Below are 21,064 nucleotides of genomic sequence, written 5' to 3' on the forward strand. Positions count from 1 at the left end.
AGCCCCGGGGCCGCCGTGGGGGCGTACGGCGCCGGGGCCTCATCGTGGGGGGTCTGCCGTGCTCAACGAGCCCGGCCCGGGATGGTTACGGGGCGGCAGGCTTCGGGCTGAGGTGACGTGCGGCCGGTCGGTCCGGACCGGGCGCGGTGCTCACGGCCGGTGAGATCCGGGTGGGTGTAACGCTGTCACGCTCACCCCTGAAGTGCCCCGGATCGGCCCTTCTGGGGGGCGATCCCGGGGAGCATGACACCTCGGCCAGACCGCCGGCTCTTGCCCTCCGGGCGGGGCCATGGTGTCCGTTGACCTGCGATTTCAGTCATCCGCGCGGCTGAAAGGTGGTGTAACGCGGGGTGTCACGCTCCCCGGGCGGTGTAACGCTGACTCTCCGTCAGCGTGACGTCCGCTCGCTCGGCTGGTGGGGAAGGCGGCGAGGTCGGCGTCGGCGTTCGCGAGGCGGCCGGCGAACGCCAGCTGGTCGACGTCGACGTCGCTGCTGGGCTGGAGGGGGGCGAGCGCGGCCAGCAGGGCGGCGTGGGTGGGGATCGGGCGCGGCAGGAGGTCGACGGCGGCCTGGCGGGCGGGCGGGTCGGCGTAGGGGCCGCGGCCTATGGCCAGGGCGTGCGCGAACCAGGCGTCGACGGCGGCCTGGACGTAGTGGCCGGCGCGGCGGGTGAGCAGGTCCCGCACCGCTTCGTCACCCTGCTCGGGTTCGGCCTGCGCCAGGGCGCCGAGCTCGCGCAGCGCCTGGAGCTCATCGGCGCGGGCCTCGATCCGCGCCGCTTCGCGCAGATCGGCTTCCCGTGCGGTGGCGCCGCGGCGTCGGCCGCCAGCTCCGCCCGCGCGACGTCGTCGCTCTGCGGGTCGTGGACCGCCGCCCGGCCCCGCTGCGGCGAGCAGCTGGTCGATGCGTTCCCACTCCGCGAGTTCCGCGCGGCCGCGCGGGTCGTCGGCCAGGTCCTCGTGCCGGGAGTCCTGCCGGGCGAAGAAGCGCGCTTCCTCAAGGGCGGCCGCGACGGCGTCGGCGGTCATGCCGGTGGCGCGGCGGCGCACCGCCGGGCAGCAGTAGGTCCTCCAGGGCCTCCTGGAGCCGGCCGTCACGCGTTCCTGACCGGTCACGGACTTGCTCCGGTGCCAGGCGATCCGCGTGCTTCGCCGGGCGGACCGAACCGAGCCTGGGCCGGGGGCGCGCGCTCGGGTCGGCCGGCTGCTTCCACGGCGCAGTGGCGGAAATATCCAAGACGGGAGATGAGGGCGGGCCGGAAGATGGCGCCGTCAGCCACGAGCGGGACGGCAGGACGCGCGCGTTCGCTCGCGGCTCCGGTGCCCGGACCGCTGCCCTCCTCATACGTCGGAGACCTTCCATGCGAGCGCTCCTCGGCACACCGCACGGCACCTCCACCATCCGCAAGAGACCCGCGCGCACCGCGCGGGGGTTACGGAAGGCGGCCGTTCTGGGCGCCGGACTGTCCCTGCTGGCAGCAGGCAGTACCCTCGCGCTGCCCCAGGCCCCGGCCCGGGCGGCGGCGCCCAACTACGTCGGCGACCCGACACAGTACTGGAACGGCGTTCTGGTGCAGCTGTTCCGCGTCAGCAAGGGGGAGGCCGGCTCGCCCGGCCGGCTGTCCCGAGCCGCCGCCATGATGAACGCCGCGATCTACGACGGCGAGAGCGCGTACCAGAACACCTTCGGGACCCTGAAGTACAAGCCGTACCTGTCCGCCCCCAAGTACTGGAATCTCGGCCAGGGTGCGGACGAGGAGGAGCGCATAATCGGGCGGACCGCCTACAACATCCTGCACGACCTGTATCCGGACCAGACCGCGTACCTGGACCAGAGGTTCCTGGAGCGGTTCGGCACCCCGTCCACCCAGTACGACATCATCGACACCGAGATCGTCGGCACGATCGTCGCGAACATGCGGCAGGCCCGCAGCGCGGACGGCTGGGACAACCCCGCCACGTACCAACTCGACAACGTCCCCGGTTCGTGGAGCCCGACAGGGGAGGCCGGCTGCACCGGCGCGGACAACGCGGTGACGCCGAACTGGGGTCTGGTCAAGCCGTTCACCATGAGCTCCGGCTCCGCATACCGCCCTTCCACCCCGAGCATCTACGCGAGCTACCCGGCGCTGCTGGCAAGTCCCGCCTACGCCGCCCAGCTCGACCAGGTACGCCGCCTCGGCGGCCGCGACTCGACGGAGCGGACGGACGACCAGACGGCGATCGCCACGTTCTGGGCCAACGACCTGGGTCCCGACGCCTCGCATGAGGGCACGTTCAAGCCGCCCGGGCAGCTTCTCGACGCGACCATCGGGATCGCCAAGGCGCGCTTGCAGAGCAAATACGAGAACGCCCGGCTGTTCGCCCTCGTCTCGCTGGCGATGGCGGACGCCGCGATCGCTGAGTGGGACGTCAAGTACCAGACGCCGATCGACCTGTGGCGCCCGGTGACGGCGGTCCACTACGCCGGGGACGCCTCCTGGCAGCCGCTGTCGGCAGGCCGCGACGGCTCACCGCTGACTCCCTGCTTCCCGGCATGGGCGTCGGGGCACTCCGCTTTCGCGGGTGCCTGGGCCGCGGTGATGAAGGGGTACTTCGGCGGCAACGACTCCATGAACTTCACCGTCAGCACCGACGACCCGCACTCACCGCAGAAGACCCGCAGTTACACCAGCTTCCACCAGGCCGCCCAGGAAGACGCGAACAGCCGGGTGTACCTGGGTGTCCACTACCCGTGGGACGCGAGCGACGGTCTGAAGCTCGGGGACGACGTGGCGGTCAACTCGGTCCTGCCCAGGCTCGGACCGGTCGGCTCGTAGCCGAGGGTCCGCACGGGGGAGGCGGTCGGGGGAGGCGGTCGGGCTGCAAACGGGTCCGGCCGCCACCGTCCTCCCGGGCCGCCCGCCGGACGGCCCGCAGGCGCAGGCACCCGGCCTCATGTGGTCAGCACCACGCTGGTGATCTGGTTCTCGGCCCGGTCCAGCTGGGCCTGCAGCCGGGCACCGAGCGCCCGCTCGGCCAGGAAACGCGAGGGCGACCGGGTGGTCATCTCACGGAACTCCCGGTTGAAGTGCGCCTGGTCGTAGTAGCCGCACAGGGCGGCGATCTCGCTCGGGCGCCGCTGGGCCTCCAGCAGCCGGAGCGAGTGCCGGAAACGCAGGACCCGGCCAACCGACTTCGGCGGCAGCCCGATCTGCTCGCGGAACCGTCGTTCCAGGGTCCGTTCGCTCCAGCCGACCTGCGCGGCCAGGGCCGCAGGACCGGACCGGCCCTGCCGGGCTGCGAGCCGCTGCCAGGCCTGCGGCACGCCGGCCGACACCGCGGGACCGGTCTGCAGCCGGGTCACGAGGTACGAGTCGAGCAGCGTGAAACGCCCGGCCCAGCCCACGGTCTCCGCGAGCGCCTCGGTGAGGTACCGCAGCGAACTGCCGAGCACCTGGTCGAGGTCGACCACCGTGTCGGCCAGCTCGTACATCGGCGTGCCAAGGAGGCGGAACGCGGTCCACGGGTCCGACACGACCTCGATGCCGTACGCCCTGCCGTCATGTCCGCCGAACGAGGGTCGCGTGTGCAGCCCGGAGACGAGCGAGGTGCACGTGACGCCGCCCGCAGCCGCTTCCCGGCCACCGGCGATCCGCAGCGGCTCGCCGAAACCGATCACCACGCTCACCGAACCCGCGGGGATCTCCAGCCGCAGCCGCGGACGGTCGAAGTCCAGCCGAAAGCCCCGGTAGCTGTGGACCCCCGGCCGCAGCGCAGAATGGGGGTGCCGGGTGACCATCTCCCACCGTTCACCCGGATCGGCCCAGCGTCGCATGAGAATCCCCCCGTGAGCAGGCCGTCGAGCACGGACCGTTCCAGCGAGCACCTACCCGTGCGCGCGATTCCCCAAGGCTTCGGGTCATCCCGGCGTGACGGAATGACCCGAAAGCGACGGCGTCGGCAACCGACAGCAATGAAGAACCGAACCCGCCTCCAGGAAAAGGCGATGCAAAGCCCTGCTGACATCGCAGGCGAGCAAGTGTCCCCCCCCAGGCGTGGGGCTGACTCGGCCGCGTCGCGTTCTGACTGAGCCTGGAGGCGGTCCACCCCACACGTGTAAGGGTGACTCGTCAAGCTTGACGTCAGGCCGGCGGTGCCGCGTACTCCACCCGCACAACGCCTCGCGCTAGAGTAAACAAGCAGGTCAGCCCGCACCCCCCCATTGGATTCCTCGTTCCCATGTCCTGGGATTCCTCGCCCGACGTCAGAGGAAATCGTCACGCCGGTGTCAGCTGCACAGTCCTACCATTGAGTCGAATCCGCAGGTCAGACCGTCGCTGCTCATAACGTGGGCTGTGACACCAAGCCGAGGAAACTTGCTGACAGTGGAGCGGGGAGACCCACCGGCCCGCAACACTCAGGTCACCGAGCGCAGTTGGTCCAGTTCACTGCTGATCGCGTCCCGCAGCACGTCGTGCTGTGGACCGAGCCTGAACTGCGCGTCAATCCACCGTTCACGTGGATAGAGCCACACTGGCCTGCCCACCACATCGGCCGGCTCCCACTCGAACCGCGGCCAGACATGCGCATGCAAGAACGGGTCCGTGTTCCCCAAGATCTCCAGATTGACCCGGCGGAAAGCCGGGTCCAGCCGCCGACAGGCACGCTCGACCGCTTCGCCGAGCCGGTCCATGTCAGACAGGAACAACAGCCGCTTCGCCCTCGGCAGGTCCGACAGCCGCTGCACGTCCGGCTCGTCCACCAGCAGAACCGAGTAGCCCGGCAGGAACTGAACGTCCCCGATCACCGCGAACCCCGACTCAAGCCGCCGCAGGACGGTCGGGTTCTCGCCCCTCAGCGCAGTCCCGATCCGGTCCATCCGCCAGTCACCAGTCATGGCCAAAACCTACATTCTGGTGATCAAGGACCGCTCTACGATCCCCATCCTCCCCACTCAGTTCAAAGACCAAGCAAGTGGGGTGAGGACCGGCCCCGGCCGTTTACAAGGCTCTGGCCGCGATTCCGTGATCGGGCTTGATCGTCAAGGTCTGAACTCCGGCGGAGACCAGGGATGCCCATCTGGCGAGCTGCTTCCCGGTCGTCCGGCCGGCACGCAGTCGTGATACTCGTCCTGGACCAGTCCAGCGTTGACCCACCTTCCGCGTACTGCTCCGGATACTTCCTCGGCGGTTGCGAGAGCGGCGAGCGGGTCACAGGCGCGGTGCTGGTGGCAGATCTACTCGACTGCGCGGGGAGAGGTTCTGCAGTAGGTGCCACCGATCGGCAACCTCGGTGGCGTTAGGGGCGGCTTCCTTGACGGCGCGGCTGTAGGTGCTGGCCCGGCCGCGGCAGATGACCTCCACCCCTGGATGCTCGCGCAGCCAGGCGGCGAACGTCTGCGAGGTCCGGTCGGGCAGTACGTCGATGACGCGCGCAGCCTCGACGTCGACCAGTACGGTGCCGTAGGTGCGGCCCTTGCGGAAGGCGAACTCATCGACGCCCAGGACCCGGGGCGACGGCGCTGGGACCGCTGGAGCTTGCAGCAGCCGAAGCAGGCGGGTCCGGCCGGCGGGGAGACCCAGACGCCGGCACAGCCTCTCCCGGCACGTCCACCCAACTCCACAGCGACGCCGGTCAGCCAGGCTTTCAGCCTGACACTTGCCCGGCGGTAGCGCGCGGTCGCGATCGAGACCTCTCGCGGAAGGTCGTGTCGGTGGCCGGCCGGCCCGACGGCGAGGGCGAGTACATCTGGCCGAAGTGCAACACCAAGCAGGGCTTCGAGTGGTTCGCCACCACGGTCGCGGAGTGTGTTGACTGCGAGGTTGCGCAGTGTGGCCGTGTTCGCCGGGCCGTGCCCGGTGCGGATCTGGGAGGCGTCCTCGGCGAAGGTCGTGCCCCTCACATGGTGGATCGACTCGATGCCCCAGTGGTCGCGGGCGAGTTGTCCGAGATGCTGCGGGGATGCCTGGTGGGAAGGCCTGCGCGGGTCTGCAACTTGAGAGCGCGCGTCGCCCGGGATGGGTGAGCGCTCACATTCAGTGTGAGGAGTCCAGGTGTGCGCAGTCGGCCAGCGGGGGCACTGCCCCGGTTGAAGGGTCGAAATGAGACTGACACATCTGTCGGTGCCATCTCAAGGGGTGTGCGGTACTGACCTGTTCCGGCGCCTGCCCCGCGTGCCAGTCGTCCGCGCGGAGCCTCCGCTTCAGGCGCCGATGCGAGCACAGGGTCGCCCAGGGCAAGGGTTGCGACCGGAGTTCTCACCGATGACCGGGTGAAACGGTTCGTGTCGTGAGGCTTGACACCACGAGGGGCGCAGGGCAGGTTTTTGTATCCGAAACATCTGTCCCTCCAGTGACGCCATATCTCCGTCCGACCGGTATGTGTGAGCGCTAACACAATGGGTGCTGTCAGACGAGCCGAAGGGTCGGGCGGTCCGGGCGGCCTCCTTCCCCCTGGTTGTCGGCGAGTTGTGGTGGGACAGGGCCGACCCGGCGGGTCGCTCACCGCCTTACGGTTTCAGCGCCGCCCCGACCGGTTCACCACCTGCCCGTGCCTGGTCCGTTTACAAGGAGGATCGTGTGAAGCGACAACATATACAGCCGCTGCGCCGTCGACGCCTGGGTCTTTGGTTCGTGGCCGTCGTGGCGCTGCTGACCGGGGCTGTGGGGACACAGCCAGCCACGGCGACCGCCCCTCGGGCCACGCCGGCCGTTGCCTCGCCGGCCTCCGGCACCGACGGCGTCACCGCCGGCAACGCCGCGATCGCCTCGGTCGACCTGGCCGGCACGTGGGGGTTCACCCCGGTGGGCCGGTCGGCGACGTCGATCACCGTGCCGGGCGGCGGCTGGTACAAGCAGGGCTTCACCGATGTGAACGAGGCGGTGTACTCCCGCACGATCACCGTGCCGGACTCCGGGCAGCCGCAGTCGGCGTGGATCGAGTTCGGCGCGGTGAACCACCAGGCGACCCTGTCGGTCGACGGGCGGACGGTGGCGACCAGGACCACCGCCTTCACGCCGTCGAAATTCGACATCAGCGCGTACGCGGCACCGGGTACCACGCACACCATCTCGGTCGATGTGAAGGGCAGGGGCGCCCTGAAGAACCCCGCGAACGGCAGGTATCTGGTGCCCGACGCGGCCGACTGGGCTGAGGCCGTGCCGCAGGGGATCTTCCGTTCGGCGTTCCTGCGCGTGTATCCGGCGGTGTACGTCAGCGACACGTTCATCCGCACGTCCGTGGCCAATCAGACCCTCACCTACGACGCGTCGGTGACCAACACCTCCGCCAGCGCCCGGTCGGTGACCCTGACCGGCTCGCTCTCCTCGGACAACGGCACGTCGTTCACCTACCCGGCGCTGCCGAGCAGCACGGTGACCGTGGCCGCCCACTCGACCGTCAAGGTGACGGTGGGGCCGGTGGCGTGGAACCTGGGCTCCTCCTCGTACTGGTGGCCCAACGTCCCCTACCGGCAGGGGTATCGCGCCCAGCTGCACCGCCTGACCGTCCACGCGGCGACCGACGACGGACACATCGGCGACGCGACCTACCGCTTCGGATTCCGGGAGAGCAGCCAGAACGGCGAGTACTACTACCTCAACGGCGTGCGGGTGAACTTCCGCGGCGACAACCTCCAGGGCGCGGACTTCGACCGCATCAACAACGGCGGCAAGGGCGACGCCTACGACACCCTGCCCGGCTTCCTCGCGCCCTCCTCGGGCAACGGCGGCTGGCCGCAGGCGGTCGACAACTACGAGCGTCTGAACTACAACGTGGTCCGCATTCATCAGGAGCCGGCCAGCCCCTACATGCTCGACGTGGCCGACGAGATGGGCCTGATGATCATCGACGAGACCGGCATCCGCGGCTCCAACAGCCTTCAGGACTTCGTCGCCGGGCACGACAACATGGTCGACCACGCCCGCGCGCTGACCCTGCGCGACCGCAACCACCCGGCCGTGATCCGCTGGAGCCAGAGCAACGAGCCCGGCAGCAGCGGTGACGACTCGGAGCAGTTCGAGAAGGACCTGTACGCGGCGATGAACGGCAACGACGGCACCCGGCCGGTCAGCGTCGACGCGTGGGTCGGCGCCCCGGCCAACCCCTACCCCACCATGACGTACTCCAACTTCGATGTCTTCGGGCACTACTTGGACGGTTTCGGCACCTACGGCGAGAAGGTCGTGTCGGTGGCCGGCCGGCCCGACGGCGAGGGCGAGTACATCTGGCCGAAGTGCAACACCAAGCAGGGCTTCGAGTGGTTCGCCACCACGATGGTGGCCAAGCGCGCCAAGGACGCCAGCGACTTGCGCCCCTACACCCTGCTGTCCGCCTGGGCGGGCGTCATACCCGGCGTCCGCACCACCGACTTCACCCCCGAAGAGGGCGGCCATCCCGTCTACGGCGCCGACAACCTCTCCGACCCGTGGAGCAATCCGCAGATCCAGCGCATCCAGGCCGCGTTCAACCCGGTCGCCGCGATCGACCTGCCCTATTGGTCCGCCTCCGGCGTGTCGGACTCCAACGGCACCTTCCCGCTCCCGCAGGCGGTACCCGGATACGCCGCCAACAGCACCGTGAACCGCACGATCTCGGTGTTCAACGACGACTTCACCGGCACCGACGTGGGCTTCGCCTGGAGCGCCCACCTCGACAGCGCCACCGGCCCGGTGATCGCCTCCGGGAACACCACCCTCACCGTCCCGCTCGGCTCGAAGGCGACGCAGACCGTGTCGTTCACCGCGCCGTCCAGCGGCTCTCGGGTCTACCTCGTCCTGTCCACCAGCAAAGCCGGGACGACCGTGTTCAGCGACGCGGTCGAGTACCTCACCCTGGGCAGCTCCACCAGTCCCGCGCCGGGCACCTACCGGGTCGTCAACCGCAACAGCGGCAAGCCGCTGGCCATCGCCGGCAACTCCACCGCCGACGGCGCCAAGGCCGTCCAGCAGACCGGCGGCGGGAACTGGACCCTCAGCGCCTCGGGCAGCGCCTTCACCCTGCGCTACAACCCCACCGGCAAGGTGCTCGACGTCAACGGCGGTTCCACCGCCGCCGGCCTCCAGCTCCAGCAGTGGACCGCCAACGGCGGCACCAACCAGCAGTGGTACCTACGGCCCACCGGCGACGGGTACTACACCATCGTCAGCCATGACAGCGGCCTGGTTGCCGACGTGAGCGGCCAGTCGACCAGCGACGGAGCCGCCGTCGTGCAGTGGACCGCCAACAACGGCGCCAACCAGCAATGGCAGCTGACACCGGCCTGAGCCGGCGCCACGCCCCGGATGTGCCGCCACCTCCCCGTGGCGGCACATCCGGGGCATGCGGACGTCCCGGGGGCGCAGGGCTGATTCGAATTCCTGGTGATCAGGTGTTGGTGCAGGTCAGGTGAGTCCGAGCAGGTCGAGTGGGTGTGTGAATCAGCCCTGGCCTGCGTTTGACGCCGGTGGTCAGCCAGGGCCGGGCGCCCTGGTAAGCGAGGTCGGCCAGGATGGACACCCCTTGGCGTTCGCAGATACGGATGATCCGGTGGGTGCGGGCCGCGGTCAGGTCGTGGGCTCGGCGCGGCAGCGCGGGTGAGAGCCACAGCAGCCGGCCTTCCGGATCGGTGACGACCTGGACGTTCACCCCGTGTCGGCGGTGCTTGGCCGAATAGTCGGCCCGTCCGTCGCCGACCCGGTCGCACTCCGCGAGGGTGCCGTCGAGCAGGACGAACTCGGGATCTGTCTCGCGCAGGACCTTCAGCAGGCCCGGCGCCCGTTCGGCGAGCAGAGCGATGACCGTGCTGCTGTAGGCGCGGACGGTGGACTCGCTGATCCCGAACCCGGCAGCGATCTTCGCCAGAGTGATGTGCTCGCGCAGATAGATCAGCGCCACCATCGCGCGATGGGACGGGCGGAGCTTGCAGCGCCGGTCGCCCTCGCGGGTGACGATCAGCATCGTCACCCACTCCACGAGCGCGCGAGGCAGTTCGAGTGCGGCGGGACAGACGACCAACGAGGCCCCCGAGGAGCGTGATTGAGACGCTAGACATCTCGATCAACAGCCCGGGGGCCTCACCCGTTGCGGCTCACGGCCATCACCCGTTTGGTGGCCACATCGAAGAAGCCCAATGGGGCGTTCGATCGTGTTCGTGCACAGCACGGGGGTGCGTGCCACGTCGTACAACGCGACGCTCGGCGCGTCGGCGTGGGCGGAGCGGGCGCGGCAGGAGTTGCGTGCCGCGGGCGCGTCGTCGCCGCGCCAGGATCCGGCTGCGGTGGACCGGTTGACCTCGACCGAGCTGCACGTCGCCCAGCTTGCCGCGCAGGGTCTGACGAACCGGGAGATCGGCGAGCGGCTGTACGTCTCGCCCAGGACGGTGAGCACTCATCTCCAGCGGATGTTCCCCAAACTGGGCGTGGCGTCCCGTGGGGAGCTCGCCGGGGTGCTGGGGGGCACGGTGACGTACCCCGAAGGCGCGGTGTCGTGACGTACGGCGGAGACGTAGGCCGACGGACGCGGTGCAGCCCGTTTGATTCCTAGGTTTGTGCCATGCCCGGTGCGCACACGGCGGACGGGGCGGGAAGGCACACCATGGGAACCGTCACCGTCGGCGCCGAGGGCTCGACCGGTATCGAGCTGTACTACGAGGACCACGGCTGTGGGCAGCCGGTCGTCCTGATCCACGGCTATCCGCTGGACGGGCAGTCGTGGGAGAAGCAGACCGATGCGCTGGTCAGGGCCGGCTACCGTGTCATCACCTACGACCGCCGTGGCTTCGGCCGGTCGAGCAGGACCATGACGGGCTACGACTACGACACCTTCGCCGCCGACCTGGACGCCGTACTGACGCAGCTGGACCTGCGTGACGTGGTTCTGGTCGGGTTCTCGATGGGTTCGGGCGAGGTCGCCCGCTACCTCGGCGTCTACGGCTCGCAGCGGGTGGCGAAGGCGGCGTTCCTCGGTTCGCTCCAGCCGTTCCTGCTGCAGACGCCGGACAACCCCGCCGGTGTGCCGCAGAGCGTCTTCGACAAGATAGCCGAGCAGGCGCAGGCCGACCGCCACGCCTGGTACGAGAGCTTCTTCGTCGACTTCTTCAACACCGACGAGACGCTCGGGTCGCGGCTCAGCGAGGCCGCGGTGCGGGCGAACTGGATCACCGCCGCCGGCTCGGCGCCCGTGGCCGCGTACGCGTGCGTCCCGGCATGGCTGACGGACTTCAGGGCCGACGTGGAGCGCATCGACGTGCCGTCGCTGATCCTGCACGGGACCGCCGACCGCATCCTGCCGATCGACGCCACGGCCCGCGAATTCCGCCGCCGCCTGCCCGACGCGCGATACGTCGAGATCGACGGCGCCCCGCACGGGCTGCTGCTCACCCACGCAGCCGAGGTCAACGCCGCCCTGATCGACTTCCTCAGCGCCTGAGAACCGGCGCCTGTCACGAAAGGACCGCACTCCTGTGCCGGTTGTCAACCATTCTCTGCCCGAGCGCGACCGCGAGACTGCGGGTGCAGCGCTGCAGGCGACCCTGGCCGACCTTCTCGGCCTGTCCCTGGTGGCCAAGCAGGCCCACTGGAATGTGTACGGCCCGCGCTTCCGCTCGGTCCACGTCCAGCTCGACGAGGTCGCCACCGTCGCCCGGAACCACGCCGACACGGTGGCCGAACGCGCGGCCGCCCTGGGGGTCAGTCCGGACGGACGGGCCGGGACCATTGCGGGAGCCAGTGGCGTGCCCGCCCTTCCCCCGGGCTGGACCAAGGACGGTGACGCCGTCGAGGCCTTGGTGCACGCGCTCTCCGCCGTGACCGAAAGGCTGCGTGAGCGCATCGTCGCGATGGGCCCGGCGGATGTCGTCACCGAGGATCTCCTCGTCGGGCTGACGGCCGACCTCGAGAAGCAGAACTGGATGTTCCAGGCGGCGAACCGGGCCTGATCAGGGGGCCGGAGCCTCACAGCTGTCGTCCGAAGTGGAGAAGAGCACGGGTGTGTCGAGGGAACGAGCACAGACCGATTCGAACCGGTACGGGCGGTGCTGGGGCGCACCTCGAAGCCGGCGAGGAGTTGGGGGCGTCGATCGCCGTCGATGTGGACGGGGTTATGGAAAATCGACCTGCGGGGTGGCCACGCGGACGAAGCACGGACCGTTCCGTGGCACCGGGACACGTTGGTGAGCATGCGGTCGACCACGAAAACCCTCACCAATCTCGCGGCTCTGATCCTCATGGACCGGAGCGCGCTGGATCTGCACCGCCCGGTCGCGCACTACTGGCCCGAGTTCGCCGCCCAGGGAAAGGAGCACAAAGGTGAAGGCACTGGTCTACATCGCGGCGTTCCTGCCGGACGAGGGCGAGAGCTCGATCGGACTGACGGACCAGTTCCCCGGCAGCACCCTCGGCCAAGCCGTCGAGTCCGTCCACTACGTCCTGCCTGACGGTGATCAGGGCACGGACGTATACATCAAGCCGGAGAAGTTCCGCAGCCAGTTCGCCGCAGACGTGCCGAAGGACAAGGCGACGTGGTCTGCTGCATGCCCGACGTCACGGTACTGCTGACCGTCTTCTGCTCCCCGGGTCCGACGCTGTACGAGTCCGAAACGCGCTGCCAGTACTGCTCCTGCACGACGGCGTTTCCCTTCGGCAGTGAGCCGCAGCCGACGACGATGCGCGGTGAGGTCTCGGCGTCGATGACGACCTGGTTGGTGTGGGGTAGCGGTAGTTCTTCGACTGAGCGGCGATGGTGCGGTCGCGGGCGGGGACCAGGGTGCCGTCCACGATGAGCACCGTGTCCTTGGCGAACCGCTTGCGGGGCCGCAGTGCGAGCATGGGCCCGAGGTTGTCGATGATGCGGTCCGCCGCCGACTTCGACACCCCGAACAGCGGAGCGAGCTGGCGCATAGTCAAGTTCGTTCGCCAGTAAGCAGCGACCAGCAGTGCCCGGTCCTCCAGCGGCAGGCTCCATGGCCGGCCCCTGGGGATCGCGTCCGCACCCTCGCGCCGCAGAACTGTCACCAGCTTCCCGAACTGTCGCGGGCTCAGCCCGGCGAACGGGGCTGTCCAGGACGGCTCCGCGGGGATAATCCGAGTTCAGAACCCCAGGACCACGCTAGGGTCCGTGGATGCGCCTCTACCTGTCGTCCTTCCGCATCGGCGATCACCCCGACCGGCTGCTCAAGCTCCTCAGGTCGCAACCCGGCCGGATCGCTGTCGTCGCCAATGCCATGGACTCCGCTCCGGACGATGTCCGCCGAGCCGGAGTCGAACGCGAGACCGATGCTCTGGCCGAGCTCGGTTTCGACCCCAGGGAGGTTGATCTGCGGGAGTTCTTCGACCGCCCCAGCGGCGAGGTCGAGGTCGCGCTCGAAGGCTTCCCTGCCGTCTGGGTCCGCGGCGGCAACGCGTTCATGCTTCGTTACGCGATGGCCCGCAGCGGAGCGGACACCGCGCTGTCCTCGAGGCTTCGCGAGGACACGATCGTCTATGCGGGCTACAGCGCCGGCCCCTGCGTGCTGGCTCCCAGCCTCCAGGGCCTGGAACTCTGCGACTCCCCCCAGGACGTCACGAAGACCTGGGGCGACAAGCCGGTCTGGGACGGGCTGGGCATACTCGACCACGCCTTCGTCCCACATGTCGATTCCCCTGGACACCACGAGACCGAGGCCTGCGGGCGGGTCGCGGAGCACTACCGGGCGAACGGGACCCCGCACCGCACCCTGAGCGACGGACAGGTCCTCGTGATCGACGGTGACGAGGCGGGAATCATCTGACCGGCACCTCGCCGACGAACGCCCCGCCGAACACACCCTCGGCGGGGCGTTTCTGCCCCGCATCGTCGGCATCGTGAACGCCCGCTTCATGCCCGCATCCCGCCAGGCGCGCACCTTGACCGTTTGCCACTGAACTTTGACCGGCAGTGCTTGTGCCGGTAGCTCAGTGCGCCGCCACGCCCGGGAGACCGAAGAGCGGCAAGCATGGCGTCAGACCGCTGATCGTGGCGGGCACGCGATGGTGTGTCTCCCAACTGGCCCGAGCCAACCGCAAGCGCCGCATCGTCGCGCGTCGGCCACGGACGTTCCACTGATCGACACCGTCGAGTTCGTAACCCAGCTTCTCGGACACGGCGAAGGACGAAGGGTTGTCCTCGAAGGCGCCCGATAGCGCGTCGACCGCGCCCAGCCCGGCGAAGGCCAGGTGCAGGAACGCAGCACGCATCTCGGTTCCGATTCCCTGTCGCTGATGCCGCACGCCGAGCCACGAGGCCGTACTGACTTGCCGCAACACGGCGAAGTCACGAGCGGTAATCGTCTGCAAGCCGACAACACGGCCATCCTTGAAGACACAGAGGTTCAGCGCCCAGTCGTCCGGCGCCCAGTTTCCCCGCCGCAGCCAATGGTGTTGCACCACCGAACGCGCCCTCTCGGCAGGCGGCAGGTCCGTCCACGGCACGATGAACGGCATCCGGTCCGCTTCATGTACGCCCTCGGCCGCCAGGTCGGCCAGTTGAGCCAGTTCCTCCTCAGAAGGCAGCCGCAACTCCAGACGGGGAGTGTTCACACGCAGCCCCAGGAGGGGCCAGTGATCCATCAGCATGAGCCATTGTCTGGTCCGGTCACGAAGGAGGTCACCCGGTTTTCTCCGTTTACCCGGAGCCGTCGACGGCGCGGAGCCGTCGACTGGTCCGGAACCGAGCTGACCAGCCCGCCACCAAGGCGAGCGCCTGCGGCAGGGACGGCAGGGAACACTGTGGGCCGTCTACGACACCATTGCGGGCGCCGGCCGGCATCGGGCGGATCCTGCTCGCTGCCACCGCCACCGGACACGCCACGGCCGCCGAGCCGGGGCTGCACGCGGCCCTGACCACCTTGACCGGCATGATCAACACTCCGACCACACGCCCCGCCCCGGCTGGTGGGTCCCCCACGACGAACGACCATCTCGTGCCTCGGCCTCGCCCAACTCCGGACGACGGCATCGACGTGAAGGTCACCGCCGAGGCTGGGCTCTTCCAGTTGAAGTACTACCCCGACGGTTTTCCCGGCTCGCTCAAGGGGCGCCGCACCGCGATCAAGAAGTCGTTTACGCGGGCCCTGAAGCATGACCCGGTGGAGTGGACGCTGGTGGTGCCGTGCACGCTCAGCCCATCTGAGCGTGCCTTCATCGAAAAGGCTCGCCGACGACAGGTCGGTGACGGTGTCCACGATGGACCGGCCCAGCCCTGGACAACGGTTTCGCCTCTTACAAGGATCTGGAAGACAGTTTCACGCGCGACCAACTGCGCGAGGCGGCTCGGGACTTCAATGTGGAGAAAGCCCTACTGCTGGGTGGCGACGATCTTGTGGAGCGCGTTCGTGCCCTGGGCGCACGCAGCGACGGTGTCGATCCGCACTGGAAATTGGATTTCCAGCGCGAGGGCGACAGGGTCGCCGTAGCCCTGCGGGGCAAGCACCCCCGAGCACATGAGGCCAGCCCGATAGCCGTGAGTACACCTTCGACCTGGACGGCTTGAACCCGGCGGAAGCCATAACCGTCCTACGGCTGCACCAGCGGTTGCGGCGCGGCGGCCACTTCCGGCTGACCGTCGAGGGTGCAAGCGCCGGGTCCGGGACCCTGCCAGCCAGCAGTAGCCAAGAGGATCTGGAGGCGGTCGAGCGTCTCCTGCTGTACCTGTCCGACCTCGAGGCCGTCCAGCGGCACTGCGAGGCGTACTTTCCCGCTCCTTTGACCTACAGCGGCTCGGAGCGCATCGAGCTGAGTAATCGTCAAGACCTGGGGATCGATGGCTATCCGCGGGGTTTGACCTTGGTGTCGCTGTGACTGCGCTGGGTTTCTCAGGCGAGGCCATCGAGGAAGTGCGAGAGCGCGGTCTGCAGGGCTTCAGGCTGTTCCAGGTGCAGATCGTGGCCGGTGCCGGGGATGCTCATGGCCATGGTGGCGGGCCGCTGGCGGAGCATTTCGTCGGCTTCCTGTGCAGGGATGAAGCTGGATTGGGCCAGAACGACCAGCGTGGGGCACGTGACCTGGCCCCACTCGTGCCAGAAGGAACGCCGGGCGTTCTCGGCCAGCGAGCGGACCATCACGTCCCGGTCGAAGCGAGGCCACCATCCGCCGTCGCGTTCTTCCAGGCCGGCCGCCCAGCCTGCGCCGACCGGTCCGCCGCCGAGGAACGCGGCTGCCGCTTCGCGTGAGGGGAACGGTGTCGGCCACGAGTCGAGCCATGCGCCGATGTCCGCGGGGACGTTCGGGTTCGGACCGCCTGGGCCGGCCTCGACGAGCACGAGCGCGCGGATGAGTCCGGGGTGCGCGGCGGCGGTGAGCATGGCTGTGTGCCCGCCCAGGGACTGGCCGACCAGGACGGGCCGCTGCAGGGCCAGCTGGTCAACAACGGCGGTGACGTCGGCGACGTAGGCGGCGCGGGAGACGTCCTGCGGGTGGCGCTCGCTGGCGCCGTGCCCGCGCTGGTCGACCGCAACGACCCGATAGCTGGAGCTCAAGCTCGATGCGAGCACGTCCCATTCACCTGCGTGACCGGCCAGGCCGTGCAGCAACACGATCGGCTGACCGGGCCCGCCCCAGTCCCGGCAGGCAAGCTGGACCCCGTCCCGCACCAGCACATGTTCAGACCATGCCACATTGGCCCCCAAGGAATCGGCTGGCCTTGATCATGCCGCAACTCCCTCGGCGCGTTCGACGAGCTGGCCGCGTTCGAAGTGGGCTCCGGCGCGGACGAGAGCGACGAGGTGGGGTGCGTTCACCGCCCGCCACCGCTGCTGGGCGGACTCGACGAGTTTGAAGACCATGGCCAGGGCAGCGGTGCGGGAGCCGGCCGCGCGGGTGGCCTTGGTCCGCAGGCGGACGGTGGAGAAGTGCGCGCCGATCGCCGCGTTCGCGATCCGGCTCTCCAGGCCGGGAGCAGCTCGGCGGCCCCGGAGCTCGCGGGCGAGGTGGCGGCGGGCTTCGGCGAGCAGGTGCCGGTGGCGAAACTGCCCGTGGTGGATGTAGACGGTCGCGGCGTCGACGGCCGCCAGGTGCACGTCGACGACCGCCCCGGCCGCGGCCGCGCCGTCACCGGCCGGTGGGGCGGCGGTCCAGGCGGCGCGGATGGCGGCCGCGGCGCGGCGGCACAGCTCGAACAGCCCGTCGACCACGGCCGCACCGAAGCGGGCGAGCGCGTCTGCCCGCCAGCGGCGGCGAAGCTCGGCAAGCGGCAGTGGTGTCTTCATCGCCGGGCGGCTGTCGTCCTCGGAGCGCTTCATCAGCCGGCTGCGCACCCGCTCCGTGGGCGAGTACCCGTGGTCGGCGGTGTACTGCGACACCGCCTGCTTCAGCAGCACGGCGGTGTCGCGGTGCCGGGTGGTTGTCCAGGCGATCAGCTCCGGCGGCAACCCGGCGATCTCGATGACCGGCTGCAGGCCCGGCGTCGGGGTGCGCGGCTCGGTCGCCAGCCCGAGCCGGTCGCTGACCTCTTCCGTGATCCGCTGGTTGTAGAGCCGCGGACCGCCACCACGTGCGCGTACAGCCGCCGCGAGTCTCGAACAAGACCTCGCCAACTGCCTCAACTCCCCCAGCACCGTCACCACCGCACGCTGGCCCAGCCGCGGTGCGCCTGGCACCGCAGGCGCACCCTCGCCAGGGGCGGGACACCAACCGAATCCGGGTGTTCGGGTGACGGGATGCCCGGTGTGTGCTGGGCTGGTAACCCGGGGCCCGGCAGGTGGGGCACCGGATGGTGCGTGCGTGGAAGGGGAACGGGGTGGGTGGGCGACGTCGACGTGATGGGCGGTTACCGCCGCAGGCCGGTGACCACGGGTTGGCCGTGGGCACAGGCATGGACATCCGCGCGGCCGGTAGTGCGGTGGCGGCCGGCTGGATCGAGGGGGATGTCCACCTCCATGCCGCCGGGCGGCAACCGGCGCAGTTGCCGCACCAGGTAGGGGTGGTGCCCTCCCGCGCGCTGTCCTTCCAGGTCCGTGCAGAGGCGGCCCGATTGGCCGCGGCGGTCGACGGTGGCGGCACCGCGGTGCTGTGCCAGGTGCTGACCGGGATGGGCGGGGTCGGCAAGACCCAACTCGCCGCGGACCTCGCGCACCGCTCCTGGGACAGCCGCCAAGTGGAGGTGCTGGTGTGGGTGACCGCGGCATCCCGCGCCGCGATCATCGCCGCGTACGCGCAGGCGGGTGAGGAGCTGTGCGGGGCGGACCCGGCCGACCCCGAGCACGCCGCGGCGGTGTTCCTGGCCTGGCTGCGGGCCAAGCAGCACCGGTGGCTGGTGGTTCTCGACGACATCGCCGACCCCGCCGACGTGACCAGCCTGTGGCCGCCGGACAGCCCGACAGGCCGCACCCTTGCCACCACCCGGCGTAGGGACGCCGCCCTCACCGGCCAGGGCCGGCACCGCATCGACGTCGGCGTCTTCTCCCCCGCCGAAGCCGCCGCCTACCTGACCGGTGTGCTGACCGCGCACGGCCACACCGAACCCGCCGGGCAGCTCACCGCCCTCGCCGAGAACCTGGGATGCCTGCCGCTGGCGCTATCCCAGGCAGCCGCCTACCTGGTCGACCAGGCCATGCCCCTCGCCGAGTACCGCGCACTGCTGGCCGACCGCACCCGCACCCTGGACCGTGCCCTGCCGACGCCGGGCGGCTTGCCCGACGGCCAGCACCACCGGGTGACCGCGGCCTGGTCGCTGTCGGTCGACCTCGCCGACGCCCAGGGCCCGCCCCGGCTTGCCCGCCGCCTGCTCGAACTCACCGCGCTCCTGGACCCCAACGGCATCCCCACCCCGGTCCTCACCTCCCATCCGGCCCGCATGTGGTGCGCCGCCGGCAGCAAGAGCGGATCAGTCCCCTGGAGGTGGCTGCGCCGCGCGGTGACAGCCGAGCAGGTGTACCAGGCGCTGCGGGTCCTTGACGGTCTGAGCCTGATCGACCACACCCCCGCCACCGCGCACCGGGCCGTCCGGGTCCACGCCATGGTCCAGCGCACCACGCGCGGCACCCTCACCCCCCGCCAGCACAGTGCCTGCACCCGGACAGCCGCCGACGCCCTGATCGCCGCGTGGCCTGAGATCGAGCGCGACACCGACCTCGCCCAAGCCCTGCGCGCCAACACCACCGCCCTGGCCGACCATGACGAGCCCGCCGGGTGCCTTTACCAGCCCGACACCCACGATGTGCTGCTGCGTGCCGGCAACAGTCTCGGCGAAGCCAGCCAGAGCGCCGCCGCCCGCGACCACTTCCAGCACCTGGCCGACACCGTCACCCGCCGCCTCGGCCCGGACCACCTCGACACGCTGGCCATCCGCGCCGACCTCGCCCGATGGCGGGGACAAGCAGGCGACCCGGCCGGTGCCGCAGCGGCCTTCACCGACCTGCTCCACGACCAGATACGGGTGCTGGGCGCCGACACTGTGTACGCCCTGGCGACCCGGGCCAACCTCGCCACCTGGCGCAGGTCAGCAGATCCGGCCGCCGCCGTCACCGCGCTGACCAGCGTGCTGGACGACGACGTACGCGTCCTCGGCCCGGACCACCCGGCAACCCTCATCACCCGCCACGCCCTGGCTCAGTCACGAAGGCTGGCAGGAGACCGGCACGATGCCACCACCGCCCTTGCCGACCTGCTCCAAGACCGGATCCGGGTACTGGGCCCGCACCATCCCGACACCCTGGCCACCCGCCGCGACCTCGCCCACTGGCGAGGACAGGCAGGCGATGCAGCCGGCGCCGCCACCGCACTCACCGCACTCCTGGACGACATGGCACGCGTCCTCGGACCCGACCACCCCGACATCCTCACCACCCGCCACACCCTGGCCTACTGGCAAGGGCACGCAGGAGACCCCGCCGGCGCCGCCACCGCACTCACCAGCCTGCTGGAGGACATGGCACGGGTCCTTAGACCCAACCACCCCAAAACACTCAGCGTGCGCTGTGAGGTCGCCGGCTGGCGGGGTCACTCGGGGGATGCGGCCGGCGCCGCCACCGCACTCACCGGCGTTCTGGAGGACATGGCACGCGTCCTCGGGCCCGATCACCGCGACACCCTCATCACCCGCCACAACGCCGCCCGATGGTGGGGGCAGGCCGGGGACGCGGGCCGTGCCGCCACAGCACTCACCGCACTGCAGGAGGACATGGCACGCGTCCTCGGGCCCGACAATCCCGGCACCCTGGCCACCCGACACAACGCCGCCTGGTGGCGGGGAAAGGCGGGAGACGCGGCGGGCGCCGCCACCGCACTCACCGCACTGCTGGACGACGTGGTGCGCGTCCTTGGACCCGACCACCTGGACACCCTCACCACGCGCGGCAACCTCGCGCACTGGCGAGGAGAGGCAGGGCAAGCGCCCGGGGCCGCGGCAGCCTTCGCGGAACTGCTGGAGGACTACGTGCGGGTGCTCGGCCCCGATCACCCCGGCACCCTGGCCACCCGCAGCGACCTCGCCCACTGGCGGGAACTGAGCGGTGAGGCCCGGGGTACGTCCGGCTGACCCCACTGGCGTACCGGGGCGATGAACCGGCTTGAGGGGCTGCTCGGCGACGGATCCTAGTGGTTGCCGCCCGCGTGCATTGCCGGTTTCACGTGGGTGTGGGCTTACCGGAAGGAACAGGCCGCCGACATGCTGCCCCACCGCTCAGAGCGTTACGCCTGCCGCCCAACAGCGCGAGAAGCACATACGGTGCTGGCCTTGACGTTTAACACTGGACGTCGAACGAGACTCCTTGGTCGGCGTTTCCCCAGTTCATCGGACGGGTGAGGGGACGCGGCCCGATCCTGTGCTCAGCGACAGCGCAGTACGGAGGCCTGGATCGTGGGACTGGTTCAGCACGGGGCTCAACGAGACGCGCTGACAGTGGTGGCGGAGTTCCGGTCAGAGCCGTACGGGTGCCTGGCTTCTCGTGGCGACGCGTCTTCGAGCTGTGCGACGCTTTGGTGTGCGACGAGGGTCCGGTTCGCACCCTCGTGGACCTGGCGCTCGCCCCGGAACACCGGCGCGGTCACGGGGCCCTGTATGCCGGGATCAACCGGGGTCGGATCGACGCCTCCTTGCTCCGCCGCCGCTGCCAGGCCAACGCCGCGTTCACCGACCCCGAACACCTCATGCG

The 21,064-nt window shown here is 69.9% G+C and carries 16 protein-coding genes and 5 pseudogenes; 12 read left to right on the forward strand and 9 right to left on the reverse strand.

The features are described from left to right. Positions 1–312: 312 nt before the first annotated feature. On the reverse strand, positions 313–1,116 hold the full coding sequence (locus ACH4SE_RS34970) for a hypothetical protein (RefSeq protein WP_398547609.1): 804 nt from the start codon (positions 1,114–1,116) through the stop codon (positions 313–315). Positions 1,117–1,361: 245 nt separating this feature from the next. On the opposite strand from ACH4SE_RS34970, the gene ACH4SE_RS34975 reads away from it, so the two are divergent. Further along, a complete protein-coding gene (locus tag ACH4SE_RS34975; RefSeq protein WP_398547610.1) occupies positions 1,362–2,819 on the forward strand; it encodes a vanadium-dependent haloperoxidase in 1,458 nt (485 codons plus the stop codon). Positions 2,820–2,935: 116 nt separating this feature from the next. Here ACH4SE_RS34975 and ACH4SE_RS34980 read toward each other — a convergent pair whose 3' ends face one another. From ACH4SE_RS34980 to ACH4SE_RS34990, 3 genes are all read right to left on the reverse strand, one after another. Then, complete coding sequence (locus ACH4SE_RS34980) at positions 2,936–3,817, reverse strand: helix-turn-helix domain-containing protein (RefSeq protein ID WP_398547611.1); 882 nt, start codon at positions 3,815–3,817, stop codon at positions 2,936–2,938. Positions 3,818–4,399: 582 nt separating this feature from the next. Continuing rightward, a complete protein-coding gene (locus tag ACH4SE_RS34985; protein ID WP_398547612.1) occupies positions 4,400–4,879 on the reverse strand; it encodes an HIT family protein in 480 nt (159 codons plus the stop codon). A 313-nt stretch (positions 4,880–5,192) separates the two neighbouring features. After that, positions 5,193–5,945 (reverse strand): transposase, encoded by a 753-nt coding sequence (locus ACH4SE_RS34990; protein WP_398547638.1) that lies wholly within the window; start codon positions 5,943–5,945, stop codon positions 5,193–5,195. A 615-nt stretch (positions 5,946–6,560) separates the two neighbouring features. On the opposite strand from ACH4SE_RS34990, the gene ACH4SE_RS34995 reads away from it, so the two are divergent. After that, positions 6,561–9,245, forward strand: coding sequence for an RICIN domain-containing protein (locus ACH4SE_RS34995; RefSeq protein WP_398547613.1), 2,685 nt, complete (start codon positions 6,561–6,563; stop codon positions 9,243–9,245). A gap of 139 nt (positions 9,246–9,384) precedes the next feature. Here ACH4SE_RS34995 and ACH4SE_RS35000 read toward each other — a convergent pair. Continuing rightward, positions 9,385–9,975, reverse strand: a pseudogene (locus ACH4SE_RS35000) (transposase family protein); the annotation flags it as partial. Positions 9,976–10,090: 115 nt separating this feature from the next. On the opposite strand from ACH4SE_RS35000, the gene ACH4SE_RS35005 reads away from it, so the two are divergent. From ACH4SE_RS35005 to ACH4SE_RS35025, 5 genes and pseudogenes are all read left to right on the forward strand, one after another. After that, positions 10,091–10,450, forward strand: a complete 360-nt coding sequence (locus ACH4SE_RS35005) for a helix-turn-helix transcriptional regulator (protein WP_398547614.1) — start codon at positions 10,091–10,093, stop codon at positions 10,448–10,450. Between the two features lie 104 nt (positions 10,451–10,554). Continuing rightward, complete coding sequence (locus ACH4SE_RS35010) at positions 10,555–11,388, forward strand: alpha/beta fold hydrolase (protein WP_398547615.1); 834 nt, start codon at positions 10,555–10,557, stop codon at positions 11,386–11,388. A 34-nt stretch (positions 11,389–11,422) separates the two neighbouring features. Continuing rightward, positions 11,423–11,896 (forward strand): Dps family protein, encoded by a 474-nt coding sequence (locus ACH4SE_RS35015; RefSeq protein WP_398547616.1) that lies wholly within the window; start codon positions 11,423–11,425, stop codon positions 11,894–11,896. 150 nt (positions 11,897–12,046) lie between these two features. Continuing rightward, positions 12,047–12,199 (forward strand): annotated as a pseudogene (locus ACH4SE_RS35020) (serine hydrolase); the annotation flags it as partial. Between the two features lie 67 nt (positions 12,200–12,266). Beyond that, the gene (locus tag ACH4SE_RS35025) at positions 12,267–12,515 is read left to right on the forward strand and encodes a hypothetical protein (RefSeq protein WP_398547642.1); all 249 of its coding nucleotides are present in this window, start codon (positions 12,267–12,269) and stop codon (positions 12,513–12,515) included. Between the two features lie 97 nt (positions 12,516–12,612). Here the strand turns inward: ACH4SE_RS35025 and ACH4SE_RS35030 are convergent. Then, positions 12,613–13,040, reverse strand: a pseudogene (locus tag ACH4SE_RS35030) (transposase family protein); the annotation flags it as partial. A 38-nt stretch (positions 13,041–13,078) separates the two neighbouring features. On the opposite strand from ACH4SE_RS35030, the gene ACH4SE_RS35035 reads away from it, so the two are divergent. Further along, positions 13,079–13,726, forward strand: coding sequence for a Type 1 glutamine amidotransferase-like domain-containing protein (locus ACH4SE_RS35035; protein WP_398547617.1), 648 nt, complete (start codon positions 13,079–13,081; stop codon positions 13,724–13,726). A 163-nt stretch (positions 13,727–13,889) separates the two neighbouring features. Here ACH4SE_RS35035 and ACH4SE_RS35040 read toward each other — a convergent pair whose 3' ends face one another. Next, positions 13,890–14,549, reverse strand: coding sequence for a GNAT family N-acetyltransferase (locus ACH4SE_RS35040; protein ID WP_398547618.1), 660 nt, complete (start codon positions 14,547–14,549; stop codon positions 13,890–13,892). A gap of 281 nt (positions 14,550–14,830) precedes the next feature. Between ACH4SE_RS35040 and ACH4SE_RS35045 the strand changes: the two genes are divergently transcribed. Both ACH4SE_RS35045 and ACH4SE_RS35050 read left to right on the forward strand, forming a co-directional pair. After that, positions 14,831–15,388: a hypothetical protein gene (locus ACH4SE_RS35045; RefSeq protein WP_398547619.1), complete on the forward strand. Its 558-nt coding sequence runs from the start codon at positions 14,831–14,833 to the stop codon at positions 15,386–15,388. A gap of 73 nt (positions 15,389–15,461) precedes the next feature. Further along, the gene (locus ACH4SE_RS35050; RefSeq protein ID WP_398547620.1) at positions 15,462–15,773 is read left to right on the forward strand and encodes a hypothetical protein; all 312 of its coding nucleotides are present in this window, start codon (positions 15,462–15,464) and stop codon (positions 15,771–15,773) included. A gap of 14 nt (positions 15,774–15,787) precedes the next feature. On the opposite strand, the gene ACH4SE_RS35055 is transcribed toward ACH4SE_RS35050, so the two are convergent. Together ACH4SE_RS35055 and ACH4SE_RS35060 are read right to left on the reverse strand one after the other, a co-directional pair. Next, positions 15,788–16,567 (reverse strand): alpha/beta fold hydrolase, encoded by a 780-nt coding sequence (locus ACH4SE_RS35055; RefSeq protein ID WP_398547639.1) that lies wholly within the window; start codon positions 16,565–16,567, stop codon positions 15,788–15,790. A gap of 51 nt (positions 16,568–16,618) precedes the next feature. Next, positions 16,619–16,834: pseudogene (locus tag ACH4SE_RS35060) on the reverse strand (IS256 family transposase); the annotation flags it as partial. A gap of 938 nt (positions 16,835–17,772) precedes the next feature. Between ACH4SE_RS35060 and ACH4SE_RS35065 the strand changes: the two are divergent. Beyond that, positions 17,773–20,448, forward strand: coding sequence for a tetratricopeptide repeat protein (locus tag ACH4SE_RS35065; protein WP_398547621.1), 2,676 nt, complete (start codon positions 17,773–17,775; stop codon positions 20,446–20,448). 357 nt (positions 20,449–20,805) lie between these two features. Then, a pseudogene (locus tag ACH4SE_RS35070) lies at positions 20,806–21,014 on the forward strand (transposase); the annotation flags it as partial. Positions 21,015–21,064: the final 50 nt, after the last annotated feature.

Source organism: Streptomyces sp. NPDC020983, assembly GCF_044333485.1.
Taxonomy (GTDB): Bacteria; Actinomycetota; Actinomycetes; order Streptomycetales; family Streptomycetaceae; genus Actinacidiphila.

Excerpts from the sequence above, each read along its gene's own strand:
- ACH4SE_RS34975 (WP_398547610.1), top strand. The coding sequence starts at position 1,362 with ATGCGAGCGCTCCTCGGCACACCGCACGGCACCTCCACCATCCGCAAG.
- ACH4SE_RS34980 (WP_398547611.1), bottom strand. The coding sequence starts at position 3,817 with ATGCGACGCTGGGCCGATCCGGGTGAACGGTGGGAGATGGTCACCCGG.
- ACH4SE_RS34985 (WP_398547612.1), bottom strand. The coding sequence starts at position 4,879 with ATGACTGGTGACTGGCGGATGGACCGGATCGGGACTGCGCTGAGGGGC.
- ACH4SE_RS35005 (WP_398547614.1), top strand. The coding sequence starts at position 10,091 with ATGGGGCGTTCGATCGTGTTCGTGCACAGCACGGGGGTGCGTGCCACG.
- ACH4SE_RS35010 (WP_398547615.1), top strand. The coding sequence starts at position 10,555 with ATGGGAACCGTCACCGTCGGCGCCGAGGGCTCGACCGGTATCGAGCTG.
- ACH4SE_RS35035 (WP_398547617.1), top strand. The coding sequence starts at position 13,079 with ATGCGCCTCTACCTGTCGTCCTTCCGCATCGGCGATCACCCCGACCGG.
- ACH4SE_RS35040 (WP_398547618.1), bottom strand. The coding sequence starts at position 14,549 with ATGCTGATGGATCACTGGCCCCTCCTGGGGCTGCGTGTGAACACTCCC.
- ACH4SE_RS35045 (WP_398547619.1), top strand. The coding sequence starts at position 14,831 with ATGATCAACACTCCGACCACACGCCCCGCCCCGGCTGGTGGGTCCCCC.